Source organism: Enterobacter sp. BNK-16 (genome assembly GCF_048684955.1).
Taxonomy (GTDB): domain Bacteria; phylum Pseudomonadota; class Gammaproteobacteria; order Enterobacterales; family Enterobacteriaceae; genus Enterobacter; species Enterobacter bugandensis.
Genome location: NZ_JBLQTQ010000001.1, coordinates 4,550,909 through 4,576,854 on the forward strand (window position 1 = coordinate 4,550,909; position 25,946 = coordinate 4,576,854).

The 25,946-nt window shown below is 53.4% G+C and carries 21 protein-coding genes and 2 tRNA genes; 10 read left to right on the forward strand and 13 right to left on the reverse strand.

From position 1 onward, the window contains the following. The 5 genes from ACMGGH_RS21845 to tssB are packed head-to-tail and all read right to left on the reverse strand — an operon-like array spanning position 1 to position 5,822. Positions 1–1,707, reverse strand: a complete 1,707-nt coding sequence (locus ACMGGH_RS21845; RefSeq protein ID WP_048959739.1) for an OmpA family protein — start codon at positions 1,705–1,707, stop codon at positions 1–3. Next, positions 1,704–2,393 (reverse strand): type VI secretion system protein TssL, short form, encoded by a 690-nt coding sequence (gene tssL, locus ACMGGH_RS21850; protein ID WP_041908837.1) that lies wholly within the window; start codon positions 2,391–2,393, stop codon positions 1,704–1,706. Before tssL ends, ACMGGH_RS21845 begins: the two co-directional genes overlap by 4 nt. Beyond that, positions 2,390–3,730 (reverse strand): type VI secretion system baseplate subunit TssK, encoded by a 1,341-nt coding sequence (gene tssK / locus ACMGGH_RS21855; protein ID WP_232948901.1) that lies wholly within the window; start codon positions 3,728–3,730, stop codon positions 2,390–2,392. The genes tssL and tssK overlap by 4 nt, the downstream gene beginning before the upstream one ends. Positions 3,731–3,747: 17 nt before the next feature. Next, entirely contained in the window at positions 3,748–5,292 is a 1,545-nt protein-coding gene (tssC, locus tag ACMGGH_RS21860; protein WP_047368046.1) for a type VI secretion system contractile sheath large subunit, read from the reverse strand. Between the two features lie 32 nt (positions 5,293–5,324). Continuing rightward, positions 5,325–5,822 carry a type VI secretion system contractile sheath small subunit gene (gene tssB / locus ACMGGH_RS21865; RefSeq protein WP_041908834.1) on the reverse strand — a complete coding sequence of 166 codons (498 nt, stop codon included), beginning with the start codon at positions 5,820–5,822 and terminating at the stop codon, positions 5,325–5,327. A 792-nt stretch (positions 5,823–6,614) separates the two neighbouring features. Between tssB and lpxP the strand changes: the two genes are divergently transcribed. Both lpxP and ypdK read left to right on the forward strand, forming a co-directional pair. After that, positions 6,615–7,535: a kdo(2)-lipid IV(A) palmitoleoyltransferase gene (gene lpxP, locus ACMGGH_RS21870; RefSeq protein ID WP_100169914.1), complete on the forward strand. Its 921-nt coding sequence runs from the start codon at positions 6,615–6,617 to the stop codon at positions 7,533–7,535. Between the two features lie 358 nt (positions 7,536–7,893). Further along, positions 7,894–7,965, forward strand: coding sequence for a membrane protein YpdK (gene ypdK / locus ACMGGH_RS21875; protein WP_099458937.1), 72 nt, complete (start codon positions 7,894–7,896; stop codon positions 7,963–7,965). Positions 7,966–8,015: 50 nt separating this feature from the next. On the opposite strand, the gene alaC is transcribed toward ypdK, so the two are convergent. Next, the gene (gene alaC / locus ACMGGH_RS21880) at positions 8,016–9,254 is read right to left on the reverse strand and encodes an alanine transaminase (protein ID WP_028013978.1); all 1,239 of its coding nucleotides are present in this window, start codon (positions 9,252–9,254) and stop codon (positions 8,016–8,018) included. Between the two features lie 386 nt (positions 9,255–9,640). Between alaC and ACMGGH_RS21885 the strand changes: the two genes are divergently transcribed. Next, positions 9,641–11,347: a LytS/YhcK type 5TM receptor domain-containing protein gene (locus tag ACMGGH_RS21885; RefSeq protein WP_420299202.1), complete on the forward strand. Its 1,707-nt coding sequence runs from the start codon at positions 9,641–9,643 to the stop codon at positions 11,345–11,347. Position 11,348: 1 nt separating this feature from the next. Further along, on the forward strand, positions 11,349–12,080 hold the full coding sequence (locus ACMGGH_RS21890) for a LytR/AlgR family response regulator transcription factor (RefSeq protein WP_028013980.1): 732 nt from the start codon (positions 11,349–11,351) through the stop codon (positions 12,078–12,080). Between the two features lie 38 nt (positions 12,081–12,118). Here ACMGGH_RS21890 and glk read toward each other — a convergent pair whose 3' ends face one another. Further along, entirely contained in the window at positions 12,119–13,084 is a 966-nt protein-coding gene (gene glk, locus ACMGGH_RS21895) for a glucokinase (protein ID WP_028013981.1), read from the reverse strand. A gap of 205 nt (positions 13,085–13,289) precedes the next feature. Between glk and ACMGGH_RS21900 the strand changes: the two genes are divergently transcribed. After that, positions 13,290–14,525, forward strand: coding sequence for an ion channel protein (locus tag ACMGGH_RS21900; RefSeq protein WP_041908826.1), 1,236 nt, complete (start codon positions 13,290–13,292; stop codon positions 14,523–14,525). On the opposite strand, the gene ipdC is transcribed toward ACMGGH_RS21900, so the two are convergent. Continuing rightward, complete coding sequence (ipdC, locus tag ACMGGH_RS21905; protein WP_126300778.1) at positions 14,526–16,184, reverse strand: indolepyruvate decarboxylase; 1,659 nt, start codon at positions 16,182–16,184, stop codon at positions 14,526–14,528. 185 nt (positions 16,185–16,369) lie between these two features. Between ipdC and mgrA the strand changes: the two genes are divergently transcribed. Then, positions 16,370–17,368 (forward strand): L-glyceraldehyde 3-phosphate reductase, encoded by a 999-nt coding sequence (gene mgrA / locus ACMGGH_RS21910; RefSeq protein WP_028013984.1) that lies wholly within the window; start codon positions 16,370–16,372, stop codon positions 17,366–17,368. Positions 17,369–17,495: 127 nt separating this feature from the next. Beyond that, positions 17,496–17,852, forward strand: coding sequence for a DUF2502 domain-containing protein (locus ACMGGH_RS21915; RefSeq protein ID WP_049138779.1), 357 nt, complete (start codon positions 17,496–17,498; stop codon positions 17,850–17,852). A gap of 32 nt (positions 17,853–17,884) precedes the next feature. On the opposite strand, the gene ACMGGH_RS21920 is transcribed toward ACMGGH_RS21915, so the two are convergent. After that, complete coding sequence (locus ACMGGH_RS21920; RefSeq protein WP_232948902.1) at positions 17,885–19,123, reverse strand: Nramp family divalent metal transporter; 1,239 nt, start codon at positions 19,121–19,123, stop codon at positions 17,885–17,887. Positions 19,124–19,469: 346 nt separating this feature from the next. On the opposite strand from ACMGGH_RS21920, the gene ACMGGH_RS21925 reads away from it, so the two are divergent. After that, positions 19,470–20,657, forward strand: a complete 1,188-nt coding sequence (locus ACMGGH_RS21925) for a NupC/NupG family nucleoside CNT transporter (RefSeq protein WP_008501591.1) — start codon at positions 19,470–19,472, stop codon at positions 20,655–20,657. A gap of 43 nt (positions 20,658–20,700) precedes the next feature. Here the strand turns inward: ACMGGH_RS21925 and ACMGGH_RS21930 are convergent, their stop codons facing one another. The 3 genes from ACMGGH_RS21930 to ACMGGH_RS21940 all read right to left on the reverse strand — a co-directional run bounded on the left by ACMGGH_RS21930 (position 20,701) and on the right by ACMGGH_RS21940 (position 23,297). Continuing rightward, positions 20,701–22,890, reverse strand: a complete 2,190-nt coding sequence (locus ACMGGH_RS21930; RefSeq protein ID WP_232948903.1) for an EAL domain-containing protein — start codon at positions 22,888–22,890, stop codon at positions 20,701–20,703. A gap of 214 nt (positions 22,891–23,104) precedes the next feature. Next, positions 23,105–23,180: transfer RNA gene (locus ACMGGH_RS21935), tRNA-Ala, on the reverse strand. A 41-nt stretch (positions 23,181–23,221) separates the two neighbouring features. Continuing rightward, a tRNA-Ala gene (locus tag ACMGGH_RS21940) sits at positions 23,222–23,297 on the reverse strand. A gap of 217 nt (positions 23,298–23,514) precedes the next feature. Between ACMGGH_RS21940 and ACMGGH_RS21945 the strand changes: the two genes are divergently transcribed. After that, the gene (locus tag ACMGGH_RS21945) at positions 23,515–23,877 is read left to right on the forward strand and encodes a YfeC-like transcriptional regulator (protein WP_028013988.1); all 363 of its coding nucleotides are present in this window, start codon (positions 23,515–23,517) and stop codon (positions 23,875–23,877) included. Between the two features lies 1 nt (position 23,878). After that, positions 23,879–24,262: a YfeC-like transcriptional regulator gene (locus ACMGGH_RS21950; RefSeq protein ID WP_032644902.1), complete on the forward strand. Its 384-nt coding sequence runs from the start codon at positions 23,879–23,881 to the stop codon at positions 24,260–24,262. 52 nt (positions 24,263–24,314) lie between these two features. On the opposite strand, the gene gltX is transcribed toward ACMGGH_RS21950, so the two are convergent. Continuing rightward, positions 24,315–25,730 carry a glutamate--tRNA ligase gene (gene gltX, locus ACMGGH_RS21955; protein ID WP_045631029.1) on the reverse strand — a complete coding sequence of 472 codons (1,416 nt, stop codon included), beginning with the start codon at positions 25,728–25,730 and terminating at the stop codon, positions 24,315–24,317. Between the last annotated feature and the right edge of the window lie 216 nt (positions 25,731–25,946).

Genomic DNA, 25,946 nt, shown 5'->3' on the forward strand with positions numbered 1-25,946 from the left:
TTACTCCGTTTTATTTTCTGAGACGCCATCATCCTGCGATGACGCCGGGTGTTTGCCGGGTATCTGACAGGCATTGGCCTGCGGTACCAGACTGATTTCGACACGACGGTTGAGCGCCCGCCCTTCCGGAGTGTCGTTGGTTGCGGCAGGACGGCTTTCGCCATAGCCCTGTACCGCAAAACAGCTTTCCGGCACGTCGCCGGTGTCACGCATCCAGTTGCGTACCGCTTCGGCACGTTTAAGGGACAGCGTCTGGTTCAGTTGTGGATTGCCGGTGTTATCGGTATGCCCTGACACAACAATCAGCCAGCCCGGTTTTGCTTTGATACCGACCAGGGAATTGACCAGCAGCTTCGTCGAACCGGGTTTAAGGTCGTATCTGCCGGTATCGAACAGCGACATGCTGTCGAGGCGCACAATTTTCGGTACTGGTTTGGGCTGCGGCTGAGGTTTGGGGGGCGGAGGAACATACGAACGGATGGCCTCCAGCACCGGCATCCGGAGTCGCTCCCCCTGATAAAGCCCCAGGCCTAATCGGGCCGGTACGCCGTTACGCGCCTGGTCATCCAGCAATGCCGCATCCTTGTGCAGGACGGCAACGGCGTCGGCTTTCGGACCGTAGTCATCCATAGAAATGCGATCGTAACGGACAATATCGAAGCTCACGCGATGCAATAGCTGGCGATTATTCCAGCCACTACAAAGCAGCGCGGTGATAGCAGCCAGGGTGAAAATGCCAAGGACGCAGCGCCAGGTCCGGGCACGGGGAGTGAGTCCTCCCCCTTCCGGTAGCTGTGGCAGGATGAAATCCGGAAGTGGGGAGATCACCGTACTGTCCGTTCCCACCGGGTGCCAGCCAGACACCTGCTGCATGGCGGTATGACGCGACAACCACGCCGTCCAGGCCGATGACGCAAGGCTTCCGGCAAGAATCGGCCCCATTCCCCACAGCATTGCTGCAGGTGCAATGGCCGGAACATCAGGATTATCATCGATGAATACCGCCTGGACATGCTGATGGAACCAACTCATCAGGCTATTCATCAGCACCTGCTGCTGCATCACAGGCGCACCGCCGGTGGTGACCCATGCGGCAATTGAACAAGGCGCATTCGACTCACGCCAGACAGTCCACCCTTCACCCGGAATAGCGGCCTGCCAGAGCATGTCATCCGTCATCGCACTGCCAATCTGACCATTTAGAATCAATGGCACAGAATGTCCCGTTTCTTTACGCAACTGACTAATTTGCCAGCGCAAAGCCAACAGACGACTTGTCAGGGCTTCGCTGTCGACGTGTTTCTGCGGACAGACACTGACCATCACCGACAGCTGACGCCCCCAGTCCGGGCGCTGCAACAGTACCTGACGGGCAACCTGCTCCAGATCCTGATGATCCTCAACGCGGATCCAGCATCCCTGCGTGACGGTCAGTACCGGTGACTGTTGCGGCCAGGTCAGAGGCATATCACCACAAACCAGCACCACAGGTTGACGGTAAGTGGTTTCAGGAAGGTCATCCAGACGCAGGCTGGCGTCATGCTCCGCACGAGGTCTGGCGATATACCAGAACGCGACGATAACCCCGATCATCGCCAGCAGAACGAGCACTGAAGCCAGCCGGGATAACGGCAAAAAAGCCAGGCATACCACAGCACTTAGCAGGGCGGCCCACAGCGCAAGCCCGCGCTGTTGTACAGGACTCATTTTATGACTCCCGGCAACAGGGTCAGCAGCATCTGATCGAGCCATTGATCCAGTCCCCACCAGAGCGCGGCAAGAACAATCACGCTCAGGCCGATACGAGCGGGCCATGACGCCAGCCAGCCTCCCGTCCCCCGTCCGGTGCGACTCTCTGCCAGAACAGGGTGAGTCTGCGGATAGCTGAACGGCGTAACACGTTCATTGAGGGCGCTGACCAGCTTCTGACGCTCAGGATCGCTTAGCGAGCGGTAACTACCCAGAAAACCGAGCATCATTACCCGCTGAAAGCAGGTCAGTACGGCATTGTCTGGTGCAGGTTCACGCAGCACATCGCGCATCCTGTCACACAAGGTGTCACCGGCGTCCATCGTGCCGAGGAAGTGTCCCTGCAAAGGAATGTCATACCACTGCACACAGGCATCATCCTCTACACCGCGGCCTTTTACCGCTTCATCAAGCAATGCACATTGTGCAGTGAGGATATGCCTACAGCTGGCTTCATCGAGTTCACTCGCTTTTAGTTCACGCTGAACGCGCTCTACATCAGCGATACAGCGTTCCCATAAGACCCGACCTTCACCTTCCTGAAACAGCGGGCCATGGCGAAGGCTGATGACCTGAAGCCAGGTATCCTGCAGCAGTGCGTCAATATCAACAGGCACGGCAATGCCGCGTTTACGCTCACTCATGTTCTCAGTACCGCAAAGAGTTCAAGTTCAGGCTCACCAAGCATGCCCGGGACGTAAAACATGCATGTCCCGCTCTGGAGCATTTCGGCCGCCAAAGGATGCGAGAGGTCGAGACTGAAATACTGATTTTCCAGGCGCAGCGGAATGGCGGCTGGCACATGACGCAGCGGCATCAGCGGTACACCCACGCGGGATGAGTTGACGATCCCACGCACATGGTCAGGACTGCCCACCTTACACTGGCGCGGGAACTGTTCCTGCAACTGCGCCACCGGTATCGGCGACCTTACAGAAAGATAGTAATCCGCTCCTTCGCGCAGACGCGGGTCATGCAGGCGAGCCTGCCAGAAGTGCAATCGTGGGTCATAGTCGAGCGTCAGAGCCACCACGCGGGACGGCAGACTGGCTTCAAGCAGATCGCTAAGTAAATCAAACAACGGCGGAAATACCGCGTTGAGTTGCTCATGATGCCAGACCGGAATGGCGTTCACCTGGTGCTCCAGAGAAAATGTCAGCAAGCTCCCCGCCAGGCGAGAAAGCTCCGGATACAGACGTTCCGGCGGGCTTTGCAGGTTACGCTGAAACTGACCCAGTACGGGCTCAGCGCTATTCAGCGCGTTGAGCAGCCAGAACAGAGAGACATCAGCCACGGCAAAGTCCGCCATACGCTCATTGCTTTCGCGCCGCATTGCCATCAGACGACAGAGTCGGGCCCGTAACTGGGTCATGAGCTGTTCCAGTTGGGTTACCAACCAGGGGCTACCCTGAATGGTCAACAGAGGGGGGAGAAACGTCTCATCTAATTGCCATAACCCCTGCGAATCTTGCTGCAGGCGGGCGACCGGACAAGTCAGATAATCACTGTTGTTCTGATGGTCAAAACGCAGCGTCAGTTCCGGTTGCATCACCGCAATCTGACGGGTGTCTTCCCCAAATGCATTGCGCACATCCCGCCAGCGCTGGCGATAACGCACCGGGCGCTCGGCCACTTCATCGGGTTTAAGGCAGTTACCGCCATTCGCCCGCAGTAGCGGAAGCGCCAGCATCACCGTCACCTCCTGCGATTCACTTTCAAGCGACAACACAGGCGGCAGAGAATCTGCATTGTCTGTATCAATCAGCGTTCCGTCCTGAAAACGGATATGCAGATGACGGGCCTGGAGACGTCCAAGCTTGAGAGATTCCGGTTCGAAAGTGGCGTCAATGACCCCCCAGGGTGAGATGAGTCCCAGCCGGGCAATACATTCGGCAGACCAGGCCGCATACGCGACCTGTTGCTGAAAATGCTGGGGAGAAACCATAATGCCCCTACCCCATAACGGTTGTTCCGTTTTCATCGGCTTCCTGCCTGTTTTTACGCTTTCGCTTTCGGCATCTGGGAAACCAGCGACAGGTTGACGTCCATACCTTCCACCTGGAAGTGCGGAATCGCATACAATTTCACGCGGAAGAAGCCTGGGTTGTCCTCAATGTCTTCCACCACTACTTTCGCGTCACGCAGTGGGTGAGACGCCTGAAGTTCATCGCCCGGATCGGTCATTTCGGTCACCAGGCTGCGGACCCAGGTATTCAGTTCCAGCTCAAGCAGTCGGCGATCCTTAGTGGTTCCGATGTTTTCGCGCTGAATCAGCTTCAGGTAGTGGGCGATACGCGACAGCAGGAAGATGTACGGAAGACGCGCATTGATGCGGCTGTTCGCCGTTGCATCTGCGGTGTCATACAGCGCCGGTTTCTGCGTGGAGTTAGCCGAGAAGAAGCAGGCGTAGTCGCGGTTTTTGTAGTAGGACAAAGGAATGAAGCCCAGATTCGCGAATTCGAATTCACGGGTTTCAGGAATCATCACTTCGCTCGGGATTTTTACCTGATTGCCAGTACCGAGATCGTACAGATGGATAGGCAGGTCCTGAACCGCACCACCAGCCTGTGGCCCACGGATTTGTACACACCAGCCATTATTGATAAAGCTGCGCACCATGTTGGACGCAAAGGCAAACGATGCGTTGGTCCACAGGTATTTGTCGTGATCCGGACCTTTGACTTCTTCGACATAATTGAAGCTGCGAACCGGAACGGTATCCGGACCATACGGCAAACGTCCCAGTACGCGGGGCATCACCAGACCGATGTAGCGCGCGTCGTCCGTATCGCGGAACGATTTCCACTTGATGTACTCGGCGCGGTCAAAATAGTTACCAATATCTTTAATCGCCGCAACGTCTTCCATTGACTCCTTGAGGAAGAATTTCGGGCCTGCCGAGCCGATAAACGGCATATGTGCCGCAGCAGAGACTTTAGAGATATTGCGCAGCAGAGCGACATCCTGCGCTGAAGCGTCGAACTCGTAAGCGGAAATCAGCGCCGCAATCGGCTCGCCGCCTGGGGTATCATATTCGTCGATGTAGGTGTGTTTATACAGACCACTCTGGATCACCTCCGGACAGTCTTCAAAGTCCTGGCGCAGGTCTTCTTTAGACATACTCAGAAGCTCAATTTTCACATTCTGGCGAAAATCGGTTTTATCCACCAGCGACTTCACCCCACGCCACAGGCTCTCAACCGCCTGAAATTCATCATGGTGCATTACAGCGTCCAGCTGGCGGCTGATCTGAAAATCAAGCTCAGCGATATGGTGATCAATCAGGCTTTTATCCAGTTTTTCGACTTTCGAGCCTGCTTTGGTCAGACACTCCAGAAAGACCTGCATACCTGCAGTCAGACGTTCATCGGCGGTGGCATCCGACATTGCCTGCGCATCTTGCCAGATATCCAGCGCGCTCAGCTCAGAGACCGGGCTCAGATTGATTTTCTCAAACAGGGAAGCGTAAACCCCACCCGCTGCTGGGCGCTCCAGCACCACGCTTTCACCGCCAGTAATATTATTTTGTACAGACATGAGCATTCCTTGATTAATCCGTTAAAACAGCCTGATGGTTACGATTTTTTTGACGCCAGTGCGGATAATTCATTTCGCAACTCAGCGCTAAGCGACTGGTCAAGAACGATTTTTTCCAGCTCTTTTCGGAAAGTCTGGTTGTCCAAAAGGTTGGCTTTCAAATCACGGAGCAAGTTGCGCATCGCCAGCATCGCCTTCAGTTGCGGTATCTGAGCAGCCACCTGCTCTGGCGTGAAATCTTTCATGCTCTGGAAAGTCAGCTGAATGTTGTCCTCACCGCCATCATCAGCCAGCGTATTTTTAACGGTCAGATTAACTTTTGGGGAATATTCGGAAAGAACGCTATCAAAATTGTTCTTCGTGATATTAACCTTTTCGCGCTCAAATATTGGCGCTGTGTCCTGCCCATTACTAAAATCACCCGCAACAAGCAATTTCAATGGTAATTCCATTTTCTTGCTTGCTCCGCCAGTATGCAGGTCAAGCTTTAGGTTAATACGTGCCTTAGGCACTTCATTCTGAAAACTGTCAGCCATCTCATCATCCCTCTTTGGTTTTGCTATGCCAACTTCACGGTATCGCGTTGATGCGCAATCATAGAATAATGATCGACACAAAATCAAATACGCAGATCATTAACCCGCAGTGAGAAATTTCTTAAGAATTTTCTGCTAAACTATTATTGTGTAATGCCCTGCCAAGGCAGAAAAAGGAACTACTCTTTTCGCGCAAACCAAATATTTATATCGTTAAAAGGATCGCAACCAGTGAGATACTAATAAAAACAACTTATTTTGATTTGCATCACGACACTTTGTCAAAAAAGCATGAATTAACTGAAAGAAGCTATTGAGGGACGCAAAAAAGAAGAGACGAAAGAAGTATGAAAAGTGAATATTTTATTGATGGCATGAATAATATATAAGATTTTTCCTTATGAAAATTCTTATTTATTATATGTAGTAAAAAATTCATTTCCGGATACTTAACGAGTCGTCAATCATTAATACCGTGCTTGCTCGTGAATTGACTTTATCCTTGCACAGAGGCTTCTGCTCGTCGCGCAAGAAGGAGGGATGCTCTCAATGCGGCTGTTTATAAAATCTGTAAAATCAAACACCTCCTGGATCGTCGCTTTTTTAATCAAAAACGAGTAATAGCACATATCGTATAACGGTGTTACATTATACCGCCCACCCAACGTCAGCTATGGCCAGGTAACGCCGTAAAGATCGGTAAAGCCTGCAACCATGACCTTGTACTACGGTCTAATAGGCACGTGGTATCGCACTAAGCGTTACTTTCACCGGCTCTACATAGGTTTCTCTATTTTGTCTCAATCCAAATTTCAACGCGCGTTTTTACACCCGCGTTACTGGTTTACATGGTTTGGTCTTGGCGTTCTCTGGCTGCTGGTACAGCTCCCCTACCCTGTGCTGCGTATGCTGGGGTCGAAACTGGGCAGCGCATCCCGCTATTTCCTGAAGCGTCGCGAATCTATCGCGCGTAAAAACATCGAGCTTTGCTTTCCTCAGTACAATGCTGAAGAGCGCGAAAAACTGATCTCTGAAAACTTTAAATCCATCGGCATGGCGCTGCTTGAAACCGGCATGGCCTGGTTCTGGCCGGATGAACGCGTCCGCAAATGGTTTGATGTAGAAGGACTGGACAACCTTAAACGCGCTCAGCTGCAAAAACGCGGCGTGATGGTTGTTGGCGTGCACTTTATGTCCCTGGAGCTTGGCGGGCGCGTGATGGGCCTTTGTCAGCCAATGATGGCAACCTACAGACCGCACAACAGTGCACTGATGGAGTGGGTTCAGACGCGAGGCCGCATGCGCTCCAATAAAGCGATGATCAACCGTAACAACCTGCGCGGTATGGTTGGCGCCCTGAAGAAAGGTGAGGCCGTCTGGTTCGCTCCTGACCAGGATTACGGACGTAAAGGCAGCAGCTTTGCCCCCTTCTTTGCCGTGAAGGATGTAGCGACGACCAACGGGACTTTCGTCATTTCGCGTTTGTCAGGTGCCTCCATGCTGACCGTGACGATGGTGAGAAAAGCGGATAAGTCGGGCTACCGTCTGCACATCTCTCCGGAAATGGCTAACTATCCGGAAAACGAGTGTGAAGCGGCAGCGTTTATCAATAAGGTCATCGAAACTGAAATCATGCGCGCACCGGAGCAATATCTCTGGATGCATCGCCGTTTCAAAACGCGTCCTCTTGGCGAAGCCTCCCTCTATATTTAAGCCCTGCATGAAGGTTAGTTTCGCTAAGAAACTAACCTTTTCAATCACCTGTCATCTCACTGCAAAACCGTCTTTGATGGCGTCGCCCAAAGTGAATTTATTGCGCTGTGAAATCAAACTGTCGCCGTTCCACGACACTCGTAAGTGGCGGAAATTATTTAAAAAAATCCCTCTTGTCACCCCTCATTTTTAAGCGTACATTAGCGCCGTCTGGCACCAGGAAAGCACAGAATTCTGAGCGGGAGTCATCGGCGTAACGGGAAAATTCTCATTTCTGTTTAGCCGGGATTTCAGTTCTCTATAATCAGTTGGACTCTGTTTTTAAATGCGTACCACAAGATACGCGGAGCGATGAAACGTGAAATATTTCTTTATGGGCATTTCGGTGATCGTTTTAGTCTGGGCCGGAACCTTTGCCCTGATGATCTAGTGAGAACATGCAGTCAAAAAAACAGGAGCCATTTGGCTCCTGTTTTTTTGTCATGAGGACACGGGGTTTTCAGCAACGCTCTTTGCCGAGAGCAGGCCATCGGCCCGGAACATACTCTTGATGCCCCTCACCGCCTGACGAATACGGTCGCTGTTTTCGATTAAAGCAAAGCGCACGTGGGTGTCGCCATAATCACCAAAGCCGATGCCCGGGGACACACACACCTTCGCGTCCTGCAGCAGCTTTTTAGCGAACTCCAGCGAACCCATCGCTGCGTACGGTTCCGGAATTTTCGCCCAGACGTACATGGACGCTTTCGGCATCTCCACCATCCAGCCAGCCTCATGTAACCCTTTTACGAGTACGTCGCGGCGGCGTTTATACTGAGCCGCAATGTCGTGAACGCACTGCTGATCGCCCTCCAGAGCGGCAATAGCGGCAACCTGCAGCGGCGTGAAGGTACCGTAATCGTGATAACTCTTGATGCGCGCCAGTGCACTTACCAGCGTTTTGTTACCCACCATAAAGCCAATACGCCAGCCCGCCATGTTGTAGCTTTTCGAAAGGGTAAAGAACTCCACCGCCACGTCACGCGCGCCCGGAACCTGCATTATCGACGGGGCTTTCCAGCCGTCATAGACGATATCGGCGTAGGCTAAATCATGAACCACCAGCACGTCATAACGCTTGGCCAGAGCGACAACTTTCTCGAAGAAATCAAGCTCCACGCACTGGGCCGTTGGGTTCGACGGGAAACCGAGGATCATCATCTTGGGTTTCGGGTAGCTTTCGCGAATGGCACGTTCCAGTTCGTTAAAGAAATCGACGCCTTCCACCAGCGGAACAGAGCGCACCTGCGCCCCGGCAATCACCGCGCCGTAGATATGGATTGGGTAACTTGGATTGGGTACCAGCACCGTATCACCGTGATCCAGCGTGGCCAGCATCAGATGTGCCAGCCCTTCTTTCGAGCCGATGGTGACAATCGCCTCACTTTCAGGATCGATATCAACCTGATAACGATCCTGATACCAGCGCGAGATCGCGCGACGTAACCTGGGAATACCGCGCGAGGTTGAGTAGCCGTGCGTATCCGGGCGCTGGGCAACCGTGCAGAGCTTTTCAACGATATGCGGTGGCGTTGGGCCGTCAGGGTTACCCATGCTGAAATCGATAATATCTTCGCCGCGCCGACGCGCAGCCATCTTCAGTTCAGCAGTGATATTGAAAACATAAGGGGGGAGACGATCGATACGCGTAAAACGGCGTTCAGGACTGAATTCAGCCATAGATTCCTCAGATTAACGTTAGCGCCCGGACCGTCCGAGCGACGCTGCCACCGATGTGGCGTGCTTAGAAAATAACCTGAAAAAAATCACCCTGTCGAGAGGGAAATGAAAAAAAAGCGCCCGCGTGAAAACCGGAACACTGCAATGCCTGAAAGTGGAAGCAGGGTTCTGATATTGGCTTTCCGTTAGCAGTTATTTAACACAATGATATCAAAACAGTTACCTGGTGATTTGGCGCTGAGAAAAAATCGGGTAGCATCAATCCTCACCTGACAATCCCCTTTGTAAAATATGGTTTTTCCTCATTTGATAAACCCGACGGATAGCTGGTCAATACGCCCCAGGTTTTTTATCATGGTTCTTTCCCGTTTGCCCAGGTCTGCTCCGTGCACGAGATATTCACTATGCTGCTGGCGGTTTTTGACCGTGCGGCATTAATGCTGATTTGCCTGTTCTTCCTGATTCGCATTCGCTTGTTTCGCGAGCTTTTGCATAAATCCGCACACTCGCCGAAAGAGCTGCTGGCCGTTACCGCCATCTTTTCTCTGTTCGCACTGTTTAGCACCTGGTCCGGGGTGCCGGTAGAGGGTTCGCTGGTTAACGTGCGCATTATCGCCGTCATGTCCGGCGGAATTTTATTTGGCCCGTGGGTGGGTGTCATCACCGGCGTGATTGCCGGGACCCATCGCTACCTGATTGATATCGGTGGCGTAACGGCAGTGCCATGCTTTATCACCAGCATTATCGCCGGGGTGCTTTCCGGCTGGATCGGCCGCAAGATCCCCAAAAAACAGCGCTGGCGCGCCGGGATTGCTGCGGGCATGGTGTGCGAAACGCTGACCATGATCCTTGTCGTCGCCTGGGCCCCCACCACCGCGCTGGGGCTGGATATCGTCTCGAAAATCGGTATTCCCATGATCCTGGGCAGCGTCTGCATCGGTTTTATCGTGCTGCTGGTGCAGAGCGTTGAAGGGGAAAAAGAGGCCAGCGCCGCCCGTCAGGCCAAGCTGGCGCTGGATATTGCCAACAAAACGCTGCCGCTCTTTCGCCACGTTAACGCGGAGTCGCTGCGCCAGGTCTGCGAGATCATCCGCCACGACATTCACGCTGACGCCGTCGCCATCACCAATATCGACCACGTGCTGGCCTACGTAGGCGTCGGGGAGCACAACTATCGCGACAGTGATGACACCATTAGTCCGACCACCAGACAGGCGATTAACTACGGAAAAATCATCATTAAAAACAATGATGAAGCTCACCGAACGCCGGAAATTCACTCGATGCTGGTGATCCCGCTATGGGAAAAAGGCGTTGTGACGGGCACGCTGAAAATTTATTACTGCCACGCGCATCAGATCACCTCCACGCTGCAGGAGATGGCCATTGGCCTGTCGCAGATTATCTCTACTCAGCTTGAGGTCTCCCGGGCAGAACAGCTGCGTGAGATGGCAAATAAGGCAGAGTTGCGCGCGCTGCAGAGCAAAATTAATCCCCATTTCCTGTTTAACGCGCTCAACGCTATCTCCTCTTCCATTCGTTTGAATCCGGACACCGCGCGCCAGCTGATTTTTAACCTGTCGCGCTATCTGCGCTACAACATCGAACTGAAAGATGACGAGCAGATCGACATTAAAAAAGAGCTTTATCAGATCAAAGACTATATCGCGATTGAACAGGCGCGCTTTGGCGACAAGCTCACGGTGATTTACGATATTGATGAAGAGGTCAACTGCGTGATCCCGAGCCTGCTGATCCAGCCGCTGGTTGAAAACGCGATTGTTCACGGTATTCAGCCCTGTAAAGGCAAAGGTGTGGTCACCATCAGCATCACCGAAAGCGGCAATCGGGTGCGAATTGCGGTACGCGATACCGGCCACGGGATTGACCCAAAAGTCATTGAGCGCGTGGAGTCTAACGAGATGCCCGGGAATAAAATCGGGCTGCTGAACGTGCACCACAGAGTCAAGCTTCTCTACGGCGACGGGCTGCATATTCATCGTCTTGAACCAGGCACTGAAATCGCTTTTTACGTCCCGAATGAGCGCTCCCCTGTTCATGCGGCGACATCTTTATTACCTCAGGGTGAGTAATATGAAAGTCATCATCGTTGAAGATGAATTCCTGGCTCAACAGGAACTAACCTGGCTTATCAAAACCCACAGCCAGATGGAGATTGTGGGTACGTTTGATGATGGTCTGGACGTGCTGAAGTTTCTGCAGCATAACCGGGTTGACGCGATTTTTCTGGATATCAATATTCCCTCGCTGGACGGCGTGCTGCTGGCGCAAAATATCAATCAGTTTGCCCATAAGCCGTTTATTGTGTTCGTTACCGCATGGAAAGAGCATGCCGTAGAAGCCTTCGAGCTGGAGGCATTTGACTATATTCTGAAGCCTTACCAGGAGTCGCGAATTGTCAGCATGCTGCAAAAGCTGGAGGCCGCATGGCAGCAACAGAGCGCTCCGGCTACCGCCAGCCCGACGATACGGGAAAACGACACCATTAATCTGGTCAAAGATGAGCGCATCATCGTGACCCCGGTCAACGATATCTACTACGCCGAAGCGCACGAAAAGATGACGTTTGTCTATACGCGGCGGGAATCGTATGTCATGGCGATGAACATTACTGAATTCTGCAGCAAGCTTCCGGCAGCCCACTTTTTCCGCTGCCACCGTTCGTTTTGCGTCAATTTAAACAAGATCCGCGAGATCGAACCGTGGTTTAACAACACCTATATTTTGCGCCTGAAGGATTTGGATTTTCAGGTGCCGGTGAGCCGCAGCAAAGTGAAAGAGTTCCGCCAGCTGATGCACCTGTAACGAAAGAGCCCTCTCCCGCGGGAGAGGGTAATGATACATCAGAGGATTTGACCGAGAACCTGACGCAGATGGGCACCCGAACCCAGCAGGCCTGGGTTATCATGCACGATGAGATAAACGGGAATGTCCTGTACGTAGCTTCTGAAACGCCCTTTATCTTCAAACCCGCCGCGGAAACCGGAGGCTTTAAAGAAGTCGAGGAAGCGCGGCACGATCCCGCCCGCAATATAGACCCCGCCAAAGGTGCCCAGCGTTAGCGCCAGGTTGCCGCCGAACCGTCCCATAATAACGCAGAACAGCGAAAGAGCGCGACGGCAGTCGATGCAGCTGTCCGCCAGCGCGCGTTCAGTGACGTCTTTCGGCTGCAGGTTTTCCGGCAGACGACCGTCCGATTTCACAATCGCACGATACAGGTTCACCAGCCCCGGCCCTGACAGGACGCGCTCGGCGGAAACGTGGCCGATCTCCGCGCGTAACTCTTCGAGGATAATGCCCTCTTCTTCGCTGTTTGGCGCAAAGTCCACATGACCGCCTTCACCCGGCAGGCTCACCCAGCGCTGAGCAACATGCACCAGGTGCGACACGCCCAGGCCGGTACCGGCCCCGTAAACCGCAATCGGCTTGCCTTCGACCGGTTCAGCGCCGCCAAACTGGATCAGGTGCTCCGGCTTCAGCATCGGGATCGCCATGGACACCGCGGTGAAGTCATTGATGATTTCCAGATGCGCAAAACCGAGATTCTTTTTCATCTCTGCGATGGAGAATGCCCAGGTATGGTTGGTCATTGCGACCCAGTCGCCGGTTATCGGGCAGGCAATGGCGATGCAGCCGTCTTCGACGCTCACCTGATGCTCTTCCAGATAGACGCGAACAACGGCCTCAAGGCTTGGGTAATCCAGCCCTGAGTAGGTTTTCGCCCGGGAAATTTCACCGCTACTTACATCGCATAATGCGAGACGCGCGTTCGTGCCGCCCACATCGCCTACCAAAGCATACTTTGTCATTCTTCTACTGCTCCGCTAAAGTCAGAATAAATCTTTCGGACACTGTAAATTCAAGGCGTGATAACAACAACGACCGGAAGGTGAATGCCCGTGGATTATCGATCTTCGTCACAGAATAACTTTACCGTTTCAGCACCTTTTGCACTATTGCCATAAGGCTTAATATGCAAAGTAACGTCATTGCATTTTGTACAAGGAAATCATCATGCTCCATCCGCGAGCCAGAACCATGCTGTTGCTGGCAATTCCGGCGCTGATCATTGGCGTGGCCTCAAGCCTGGTCCTTATCGTCGTGATGAAAATCGCGTCGGTGCTGCAAACTCTCTTATGGACAGCGCTTCCGGCAAAACTGGGGGTCACCGCGGATTCTTCGGCGTGGATCATCCTGATGCTGACGTTAACCGGTATTGCGGTGGGTCTGGCGATCCGTTTCAGTCCCGGCCACGCCGGACCGGACCCGGCGCTGGAACCCCTTATTGGCGCCCCGGTTCCCCCCTCTGCACTGCCGGGGCTGATCGTCGCGTTGATCGTGGGCCTGGCGGGCGGCGTCAGCCTGGGTCCCGAGCATCCGATTATGGCGGTGAATATTGGCCTGGCGGTGTTCCTCGGCGCACGCATTCTGCCTCGCGTCGGCGCGCTGGACTGGACCATCCTCGCCTCCGCAGGCACCATCGGGGCGCTTTTTGGCACGCCTGTCGCTGCTGCCCTGATCTTTTCTCAGACGTTGGCCAGTGATAACGACGTCCCGCTCTGGGATAAGCTGTTCGCTCCGCTGATGGCCGCGGCTGCCGGCGCGCTGACGACAAGCCTGTTTTTCCATCCCCATTTTTCCCTCTCTCTGCCGCACTACGGAGAGATGCGGATTGCAGATATATTCAGCGGCGCCATCGTCGTCGCGATCGCCATCGCGCTGGGCATGGTGGCGGTATGGTGTCTTCCGCGCCTGCACCGGCTGGTGCATAAACTCAAACATCCGGTATTGATTCTGGGAACAGGGGGGCTAATCCTCGGTGTTTTAGGAGCAATTGGCGGAACGGTGACCCTGTTCAAAGGTCTGGACGAGATGCAGCAGCTGGCCTTCAGCCAGGTATTTAGCGTGTCCGATTACCTGTTGTTTGCCGTCATAAAGCTGGCGGCGCTTGTCGTTGCTGCAGCGTGCGGTTTCCGCGGCGGGCGTATCTTCCCGGCGGTGTTTGTCGGCGTGGCGCTGGGGCTGATGCTGCACGAGCATGTCGACGCGGTTCCGGCGGCGATTACCGTATCCTGCTCTATTCTGGGGCTGGTACTGGTGGTGACGCGCGATGCATGGCTGAGCCTGTTTATGGCGGCGGTGGTGGTGCCGGATTCGACGCTATTCCCGCTGCTCTGCATCGTGATGTTGCCCGCCTGGCTCCTGCTGGCGGGCAAACCGATGATGATGGCCTGGCGAAACGACAAATAATCAGGCGCTATTGCGCGCTTCCAGCGCTTTGGTGAGCGCCCCCAGCAGCGGCGGGATATCGGCTTTTGGCAGCATCACCTCAATCAGCGAGAGCCGCTCGTGGTGCGCCACTTTTTCCAGCACGTCCGCCAACTGCTCCGCTTCACTGACTTGCCAGCACTGGGCCTGAGGATCGAGGCTCAGGGCCTGCGGGATTTGCGTCCAGTTCCATAGCGCAATGTCATTGTAACGCTGTTCCGGCCCGTGAATTGCCCTTTCAACGGTGTATCCTTCGTTGTTGAGCACCAGAATGATGGGATGTTGTTTATCACGCAACATTGACCCGAGCTCCTGAATGGTCAGCTGTGCCGCGCCATCCCCCGTCAGCACAATCACCCGCCGGTTCGGGCATGCCGTTTGCGCACCGAACGCCGCGGCCAGGGTGTAGCCGATCGAGCCCCACAGCGGCTGGACGATAAAATTCACGTCGGCAGGCAAACGCAGGTCAATCGCGCCGAAGGCCGAGGTGCCCTGATCGGCCAGGATGATGTCTCCCGGGCGAATAAACGTTTGCAGCGTTTGCCAGAAATTCTCCTGCGTAAGTGAGCCGTCCGGCTGAGGGAAATTCATCGCGCTGTGCGATGCCGGAACAGGCTTATCGTGAATATGCTGTTTGCACAGCTCCAGCAGCGCTTCAATGGCCTGGGCCATCGGGATGCCGGTAAACCAGATATCGCCGACGCGGGCGGCATGAGGCTGGACTTCTATCGTCTGTGCAGGCGTTAACTGATGGGTAAACCCGGCCGTCAGAGTATCGGTAAAACGCGTGCCAATGCACAGCACCGTATCCGCCCCCTCTATCGCCTCTTTTACCGGACCGGCACTGGCCGAACCGCTGTAGGTGCCGTAAAAACCGGCGTTACGTTCGTCGAATATGCCTTTGCCCATCAGCATCGTGGCATGCGCCATCGGCACATCCTTCACCCACTTCTGCAGCGCGTTCTTCAGCCCATGGCGCAGGACAAGAAAATCCGCTAAAAGCGCGGTACGCTTACTCGCTGCCAGTTGACGCTCCGCAGCATCCCGGAACGCTTTCAGGCAGGCGCTATCGGCATGCGCATGCCGGAGCGTGAGAGCGTTTACAGGCGGCGTAGCGGCTTTTTTTGCCACGTCGGCAGGCAGCATCAGATAGCCGGGGCGACGTTCCCGGAGCATGGTCGTTAACACCCGGTCGATTTCATAACAGGCGTTTTGTTCGGTCAGGATCGCCTGTGCAACGGTGATCGGCTCGCTCATATGGTAAAAATGACGGAACTCACCATCGCCCAGCGTATGGTGCAGCAGTTCCCCCCTTTGCTGAGACGCCATCCCTGGCGCGCCAACAATATGCAGCACCGGAACGTGCTCGGCATAGCTGCCCGCAATGCCGTTCATGGCACTTAATTCGCCGACGCCAAACGTCGTCAGCAGCGCGGCGAAGCCCTTACAGCGGGCATATCCGTCAGCGGCATAAGAGGCGTTTAACTCGTTGGCACAGCCCACCCAGCAGATATCCGGGCTGTCTATTACGTGGTCGAGAAACTGCAGGTTATAGTCGCCCGGCACGCCAAACAGATGATCGGCTCCACAATCTGTAAGACGGTCCAGCAGGTAATCGGCGACGCAGTACGGGGTACGCATAAACAGGTATCCTTCTGATGTTGACCTCACTTTGAGTATTAAATAAGCGTGATGGCTGTCCAGAATTGGCGATAAGAAGGCTATGGAAAGAATGCTTTACAAAAAATGCTGGGCTATGCTGCTTTTTTTCACGTTAATGTAAACGTATACACTGATTTTTCTCTTCAGCACGAGAGGTCATACGAATGGGTTATCAGCCGGACAAAAATCGTTATCAGACAATGGAGTATCGCCGCTGTGGACAAAGCGGACTCAGGTTGCCCGCGGTCTCGCTGGGGCTGTGGCATAACTTTGGTGACGCCACGCTCATCGAAAATAGCCGTCAACTTTTACAGCGCGCGTTCGATCTGGGTATTACGCATTTCGACCTTGCCAATAACTATGGTCCCCCGCCGGGGTCCGCCGAGCGTAATTTCGGCCGTATTTTGCAGGAGGATTTCCTGCCCTGGCGCGACGAATTGATCGTCTCCACGAAAGCGGGATATACCATGTGGGACGGCCCTTACGGCGACTGGGGATCGCGTAAATATCTGCTGGCAAGCCTCGATCAAAGCCTGAAGCGCATGGGGCTGGAATATGTCGATATCTTCTATCATCACCGTCCAGACCCGGAAACACCGCTACAGGAAACCATGAAAGCGCTTGACCATCTGGTGCGCCAGGGTAAAGCCCTGTACGTCGGGTTATCCAACTATCCTGCCGAGCTGGCGCGAAAAGCGATTGATATCCTTAATGACCTGGGCACGCCCTGCCTGATCCACCAGCCGAAATACTCGATGTTCGAACGTGCGCCGGAAGAGGGTTTGCTGGATGTTCTGCAGGAAAAAGGGGTCGGCTGTATTCCCTTCTCGCCGCTGGCAGGGGGACAGTTGACCAACCGGTATCTTAACGGTATTCCCGCCGATTCCCGTGCGGCAAGCGGCAGTCAATTCCTTAACCCGGAACAGATCACCGAAGAGAAGCTTGAGAAGGTGCGCCAGCTAAACGCCCTGGCAGAAAGCCGCGGCCAGAAACTCTCGCAGATGGCGCTTGCCTGGGTATTACGCCATGAGGAGGTCACGTCGGTGCTGATCGGAGCCAGCAAAACGGCTCAGATTGATGATGCCGTGGGTATGCTGGAAAACCGCCAGTTTACCGCAGAAGAACTTTCTCTAATCGACCAGATCCTGAGCAGTTCAAAATAAAACCACTTTTAGCAAAAAGTGCTCTCCCTCGGGAATTCGGAGTTGAGGCGATGAAACGAGCCTTTACCAACTCGTAATATTGCGTTAACAGGCCCCACGAAGGCCCCGATCGTGAAGGAGAAAGAGTATGTTCAGGTCACTGATTCTTGCAGCGGTATTACTGGCTTCGGCCCCGCTCGTCGCCACTGCGGGCGAAATCACCCTGTTGCCATCAGTAAAATTACAAATTGGCGATCGTGACGACTACGGCAGATACTGGGACGGTGGCTACTGGCGCGACCGTGATTACTGGCACCGTCATTATGAATGGCGGGGTGACCGCTGGCGCAGGCACGATAACGGCCTGCATCGCGGCTGGTATAAAAACAACGCCTATGAGCGCGGCTACCGCGAAGGCTGGAAAGATCGTGACGACCGCCGCGGCGGCTGGGGTCACGGCGGAAAAGGACGCGGTGGTCACGGTCACGGTCACGGTCATCATTAATGCAAAAAGGAGCCTCCCGGCTCCTTTTTCTTTTATAGCCCCAGCGCGGTGCCAATCAACAGCCACAGATTTAGCGCTACGACGACCACCACGATGGCCCATCCGGTCCGTTTCACCAGCGTCGAGTTGACCAGTTCCCCCATCAGGGTTTTGTCGCTGGTAAAGATCAGCAGCGGCACCAGCGCCAGGGCGATACCAAAGCTCAGCAGCACCTGGCTCATCACCAGAATTCGCGTTGGATCGAGCCCCATCATAATCACGATAAACGACGGAAGCATGGTGATAAAACGACGCACCCACAATGGAATATGGAAGCGAACAAATCCCTGCATCACCACCTGCCCTGCCAGCGTCCCCACCACCGTGGAGGAGAGACCGGCGGCAACCAGGCTCAGACCAAATATCGTGGCAGCAGCATGGCTCAGTAACGGCTCGAGCGTGAGGTAAGCCTGGTCGAGATCGGCGACGCCAGTATGACCGTTAAAGTGGAAAGCGGCGGCTGCGGTGGCCATCATCGCCAGATTCACAAAACCCGCGATGGTCATGGCGATTGCCACATCCCATTTGGTTGCCGAGTAGCGTTCTTTACGCGTCCCGCCGTGCAGATGCTGGGTTAACGAGGAGTGCAAATAAATGACATGCGGCATAATGGTCGCCCCAAGGACCCCGGCGGCCAGGAAAACCGCTTCCGAGGTTGGCAGGCTTGGGATCACCATGCCTTTTGCGAGCTGCGCCAGATTCGGCTGTGAGAAAATCAGCTCGACGATGTACGCCGCAGCAACAAACAGCAGCAGGCCACCAATGACCTTCTCCAGCGGTTTTTGACCGCGACGTTGCAGCATCAGGATCAGGAATGTGGCAATCCCGGTCAGCACCGCTCCCTGTAACAGCGACACGCCCAGAATCAGCTTAAAGCCAATCGCAGCCCCGATAAATTCAGCCAGATCGGTTGCCATGGCGATAATTTCCGCCTGAACCCAGTAGAGCCACACCGCCGGACGGGGATAATGGTCGCGAATTTGCTCCGCCAGGTTTTTACCCGTGGCAATCCCCAGTTTTGCAGAGAGCATCTGAATCAGCATCGCCATCAGGTTTGCCCAGACGACCACCCACAGCAGCTTATAGCCGAAACTGGCCCCGGCCTGAATATTGGTCGCAAAATTTCCCGGATCGATATAGCCGATGGCAGCAATAAAAGCAGGTCCCATTAATGCGAACCGCAACTTGCGCGCGGCTCTACCACTGCTACCCTCTACGCGACTGTTTGTCATTATCTGCCTCTGGAAATATAGCCTTTGCTATGTTTAATGCTATCAAAATGAGAATGATTATCAAGATCATTTAGGGAGTTTCAAATGATTTCTCTGATAGCTAAGAACAATAGATGGGCAGGTGGTGCGACATCACAGAATGTGAAAATGCGCGGTCATTTGTGAAGCGTAGCACACAAACTTAACTTTTCACTCATTTACCTAACATAACAAAAATGTATTGTGGATCACTAATTTTGAGACTCGTCACAGGATGTAACTATAGTGTGTCCCTGATCTCGTTTTCTTTTCGCTTGTTACATAGAATGTGCACGAAAATTAAACCTGCCTCATATTTGGAGCAAATATGGACCGCGTCCTTCATTTTGTCCTGGCACTTGTTGTCGTTACTGCACTCGCATTGCTGGTCAGCACAGACCGCAAAAAAATTCGTATTCGTTATGTTGTCCAGCTGCTGGTCATTGAAGTTTTACTTGCGTGGTTCTTCCTGAACTCCAACGTAGGCCTCGGCTTCGTGAAAGGCTTCTCCGAAATGTTCGAAAAACTGCTCGGATTCGCCAACGAAGGGACAAACTTTGTCTTCGGTAAAATGAACGACGAAGGTCTGGCATTCTTCTTCCTGAAGGTACTGTGCCCAATCGTCTTCATCTCCGCGCTGATCGGTATTCTGCAGCACATCCGCGTTCTGCCGTTCGTTATTCGTGGCATTGGTTTCCTGTTATCCAAAGTAAACGGCATGGGCAAGCTGGAATCTTTCAACGCCGTAAGTTCCCTGATCCTCGGTCAGTCTGAGAACTTCATCGCGTATAAAGATATCCTCGGCAAAATGTCCCGTAACCGCATGTACACCATGGCGGCAACCGCGATGTCTACCGTTTCCATGTCTATCGTGGGCGCATATATGACCATGCTGGAGCCAAAATATGTGGTTGCAGCGCTGGTTCTGAATATGTTCAGCACCTTTATCGTTCTGTCGCTGATCAACCCGTATCGTGTTGACGCCAGCGAAGAGAACATCCAGATGTCTAACCTGCACGAAGGTCAGAGCTTCTTCGAAATGCTGGGTGAGTACATCCTGGCAGGTTTCAAAGTGGCGATTATCGTTGCCGCGATGCTGATCGGCTTTATCGCCCTGATCTCCGCACTGAACGCCCTGTTCGCCGCAGTGCTGGGCATCTCCTTCCAGGGCATCCTGGGCTACATCTTCTACCCTGTCGCATGGGTGATGGGTGTTCCAGCTCACGAAGCGCTGCAGGTGGGCAGTATCATGGCGACCAAGCTGGTTTCTAACGAATTCGTTGCGATGATGGATCTGCAGAAAATCGCCAGCACGCTCTCTCCACGTGCGGAAGGCATTCTGTCCGTATTCCTGGTCTCCTTCGCGAACTTCTCGTCCATCGGTATTATCGCCGGTGCGATTAAAGGCCTGAACGAAGAACAGGGTAACGTGGTTTCTCGCTTTGGCCTGAAACTGGTTTACGGCTCCACCCTGGTGAGCGTCCTGTCTGCTTCTATCGCTGCGCTGGTTCTGTAACGTTTAGCGTAAAAAAAAACCGGGAGACTTGCTCCCGGTTTTTTTATGCCCGCAATTCTTCCAGCGGTTTGGGTTTGCCTATCAGGTAGCCCTGGAGATAGTCCACGCCGAAGCGTAGCAGCATCTCCCGCTGCGCTGGCGTCTCAACATATTCGGCCACCACGCACAGTGATTTCGTCTTCGCCAGATTACATATCGACTGGACGATCATTGCGTCCATATCATCAGTACAAATATCTTTCACGAAACAGCCGTCAATTTTAATGATGTCTGCCTGCAGGCGTCTCAGACGCTCGTAGTTGGCGTAGCCGGTACCAAAATCATCGATGGCAATCCTGAAACCGTAATCCCGCAGCTGCTGAATGTTGTGGATGCTGCAGCCGGAATTGGAGAAGGCCTGCTCTTCGGTGATCTCAATCACGACAGCCTGAGGCGCAACGCCGTACCGTTCAAAGAGCGCACAAATCTCAGTCGCCACCTCATTTTGCATCAGCGTAAGCGGCATCAGATTGACAGAGAAACGGGTGCCAGCCTGCGTCGCTGGGTGATCGCGCAGCCACAGCAGTAATTTTTCCATGACGCACATATCAAACCGGTGGCTGAGGTTGAACTGGGCAATCAGGGGAATAAAGCGGTCAGGGGTGATGATCTCGCCCTCGCTCTCCATACGCGCCAGAATTTCGTAGTACCCGCTACCGTCCGCCTTCTGGATCGGCTGCGCATACAAATGGAACTGCCCCGCCTCCAGGGCGTGCTTAATCCGCGCCAGCATCAGGACACGCTCCGTTGTTTGTCCTGATGCAGCTTCCAGGCTATTCGTCAGCGCAAGAACGTTGTGCGCTCCGCAGGATTGCTCGGCCAGCCAGCTCAGTTGCCCCAGCGTGTGGTGCAGTTTCTCACCGTTTTCGACCATTCCCCAGGACGCGCCAAATTCGATATCCAGCCCGGTATTGTTCCAGAAAATCTTACGGCTGTTCAGCCGATCAACCATATGCTGGAGGCGCTCGGCCGTTTCCTGCCCAAGCAATACCAGCACCAGCTCGCTTCCCGGCAGCTGGAAAAGCGTCTCATCTTTTTGCAACAGCGGCTGGAGAGAGGACGTGATCATTCGTTTGCAGTGCACCCGCATGAGAATGCCGTAATGGCGGCTCAAAAACTCCAGATTATCCATTCTCAGGCAACACACTTTGGCATCCGGGTGGTCGAGGAGAAAATCTTCCAGCGCACGAATGTTGGGTAATCCGGTCAGCGGATCGGTGAGCGCTCTGTCCTGCCAGCCCTGCTTCAACCATTCGCTTCGCTGATAGATACGCGACATATAAAGCAGGCAGATAGCAAAAGAGATCAGTACCGACAGGATAAAGGAGAGCGAATGGCCCGACTCCACTCCGTTAAGAAAGTTGTAATTGTAGGTCAACAGCAGAAGCGCAGAGGTGGCCCACAGCAGAGAGATAAGCGCGTAGCTCAGACGGCTAATCGCTAACGTAAAGAGAATGAAAATAATCGGCATCAAATAGCCCGCAATAACAGGCGACTCAAAAGGCGCACATAAAATTGCGATGATGGCTATTAACAGCATCAGCCAGACGAATATATATAATGATTTCTTGTGTAAAAACACGGGCTTCACACTTCGCCGCCAGAACTTGATGGCATAACGAGGATTAATAATCATTCTTAACGGATAATAGAACATCATGGTAAAAATCATCGCCGCGCATATCAGGCTTTGAATATCAACAACGTTATAAATTACCGTTCCTTCGCCGAAGAAAGTTGAGATTGTGACCGGAAAATCAAAGAAATAGCCAGCGAGATACATCGACATTTTAATGCCTAGCGGCACCATAAAGCCGAGCCAAAATATGCGTAACCCAATGTGCCTGTTGGGCATACAGTAGCGCCAGCGCCGGCCCAGCAGAAGGCGCAGAACACCGCAGGCAGCGAATACGGAGAAAGTCTGACAGAACAGTAATACTGAATATTGTAGCGGTGCTAAATTAACGTTAAATATATTAGCAACCATAAAACTTATCAGAATAGGCAGAATACCGCGGCGCCCCAATAACAGCATAATCGCCAGCATAACGCTTAACGGGAGCCACGCTAAATAAACGTCGTGTTCATTAACAATTGCACGCGGGGAGAGATAACGGGAAACGGGAACCGCAATCAGACAGATCGCCAGAGCAATTATAAATATCTTTACATTATTATACGATTTTCTATTCATTAAGCTGGGGAGATTATTATCCGTTCATATCATTGACCGCATGGATAATAGGTTTATTAATTACGCGAATCAAGTTGAAGTCTATTTATAGACTGATTTATTGATTTCGGTTGAGGTGAGATATGGAAAAAAACCATTTTGGCAACAAAATACGTTTAGGGGTGTTACAAAAACATAAAAAAAACCCTCGTCCTTTGACGAGGGTTTAAAATTTTGGTGGAGCTAAGCGGGATCGAACCGCTGACCTCTTGCATGCCATGCAAGCGCTCTCCCAGCTGAGCTATAGCCCCACATGTGACTTTACTAACCACACTCTGTTGGGTTCAGAGTTTGGTGGAGCTAAGCGGGATCGAACCGCTGACCTCCTGCATGCCATGCAGGCGCTCTCCCAGCTGAGCTATAGCCCCATCGTAAAGCTGTCATGTTGACGGGCGGCATAATATGAATTCCGCCGCGGAGTGTCAACGGCAAAATCAATAGCCGCGGTTCAATCGCCGAAAAATCATGCAAATGAATCACTTTGCGAGCCTGCTCGCAGTCATGAGTTAAGCCTGTCACGTTTTCACGTAAAACGGTGCTATAAAATGAGCCGTTAATTAACCCCACGAATATTCAGGAAATTGCATGATCAAGGAACGAATGACGCCGGAAGAGTTAGCCCTGCTCACTGGCTATAGCCGACAGACCATCAATAAATGGGTACGCAAAGAGGGTTGGATAACGTCGCCCAAGCCCGGTGTCCAGGGGGGTAAAGCGCGCCTGGTGCATGTGAACGAAAAGGTGCGTGACTTTATCCGCAGCGCACGCCGGGCAACGGAAACATCCGCTATGCCTGACGGCATCAGCACTGACGGTTCGCTTCATACCCTACTCCTGACGCTGGCCAATGAAATGACGCCGGAAGAGCAGAAGCAGATGACATCGCTGCTATTGCGGGAAGGGATTACCGGTTTGTTGCAACGTTTAGGGATTCGCGACCAGAATTAATATGAAAAGACTGCGTAGCAAAATGACCACGGAAGAGCTGGCGGAGAATTTGGGTGTTGCCAGACAAACGGTAAATCGCTGGATACGGCAGCAGGGGTGGAAAACCGAAGGACTCAATGGCGTAAAAGGCGGTCGGGCGCGGCTCATTCACGTTGATGCACGCGTGAAGGAGCATATTATGAGCCTCCCGGCTATCCGTAACCGCCAGGCGGTTTATCATCTGGCTGAGGTGGCCTCATCCTACAATGAACAGCCTTCACGTCTGCGTCCGGGCATTATCGAAACGCTGGAGAGTATGACTGAGCTTGAACAGCAGCGTCTGGATACCTTACTGAAGCGCGAAGGCATACGCGGTTTTCTTGCTCGTCTGGGTATTGCCGAATAAAAGGCAAAAAAAACGGCAGGATACCCTGCCGTTTTTCTTATAGATGGCTTAATTACTGCTGATTTTCACGTTCTGCAATAAAATCCAGCGCCTTGTTGATGCGCGCCACGCTGCGTGACTTGCCGATGGCATGAACAGTCACATCCAGCGCCGGAGACTGACCCGCGCCGGTCACCGCAACGCGCAGTGGCATACCGACTTTGCCCATGCCCACTTCCAGTTCGTCTGCGGTCGCCTGAATGGCGTGATGCACATTCTCAGCGGTCCACTCGGTGAGCGCAGCCAGCTTGTCGCGCACCACTTCCAGCGGCTGACGCGCAACCGGGCGGAGGTGCTTCTTCGCGGCGTCGGCGTCGAACTCATCAAACTCTTCATAGAAGTAGCGGCAGCTTTCGGCAATTTCTTTCAGCGTTTTGCAGCGCTCGCCGAGCAGTTTTACCAGGTCCGCCAGCTCAGGGCCAGTGCGGGTATCAATGTTTGCCTGCTCAATGTGCCACTGCAGGTAAGTCGCCACATATTCCGGCGGCATGGTATTGATGTAGTGATGGTTGAGCCACAGCAGCTTGTCGGTGTTAAATGCGCTGGCAGATTTGCTCACAGAGCTCAGAGAGAACAGTTCGATCATCTCTTCGCGGCTGAAGATCTCCTGGTCGCCATGAGCCCAGCCCAGACGCACCAGATAGTTCAGCAGCGCTTCCGGCAGATAGCCGTCGTCGCGATACTGCATGACGCTGACCGCACCGTGACGTTTAGACAGCTTTTTACCGTCGTCGCCGTTGATCATGGAGACGTGCGCATAGACCGGAACAGGTGCATTCAGCGCTTTCAGGATGTTGATCTGGCGTGGGGTATTGTTGATATGGTCTTCACCACGGATAACGTGGGTAATTTCCATATCCCAGTCATCAACCACGACGCAGAAGTTATAGGTTGGGGAACCGTCGGTACGGCGTATGATCAGATCGTCCAGCTCCTGGTTGCTGAATTCGATCGGGCCACGGATCTGGTCGTCGAAAATCACCGAGCCATCCTGCGGGTTAGCAAAACGCACCACGCATGGCTCATCAGCGGCATGCTCGCTGTGGTCGTGGCGGCAGCGGCCGTCATAACGCGGTTTTTCACCGTTCGCCATCTGCTCTTCACGCAGCGCATCCAGACGCTCTTTGGAGCAGTAGCACTTATACGCCGTGCCCGCGACCAGCATCTCATCAATAACAGCGTTATAGCGGTCAAAACGTTTGGTCTGGAAATACGGGCCTTCATCCCACTGCAGGTTCAGCCAGTTCATACCATCCATAATGGCTTCAATTGCTTCCGGCGTGGAGCGCTCAAGATCGGTATCTTCTATACGCAGCACGAACTCACCTTGGTTGTGGCGTGCAAAAAGCCAGGAATAGAGAGCAGTACGAGCACCACCGACGTGCAGATAGCCTGTCGGGCTCGGCGCGAAGCGAGTTTTGATTTTCATGAAATGGCCTTACGTTATAAAGATGCCGGCAATCGGCAAATCCCGGGGAAAAAACGATGGGCAATATTCTATCACTGTGGGGGGATTCCTCAATGTCGATCCCTTTATCGTGGCGGAGTTTGCTGTTTTTGTTTAGAAATCATGCGCCACCGCCCGTTTTGCGATCGTTTTGTTTAATTTTACGACGAACGAATAAAAACTTTAGAAAATGCGTTG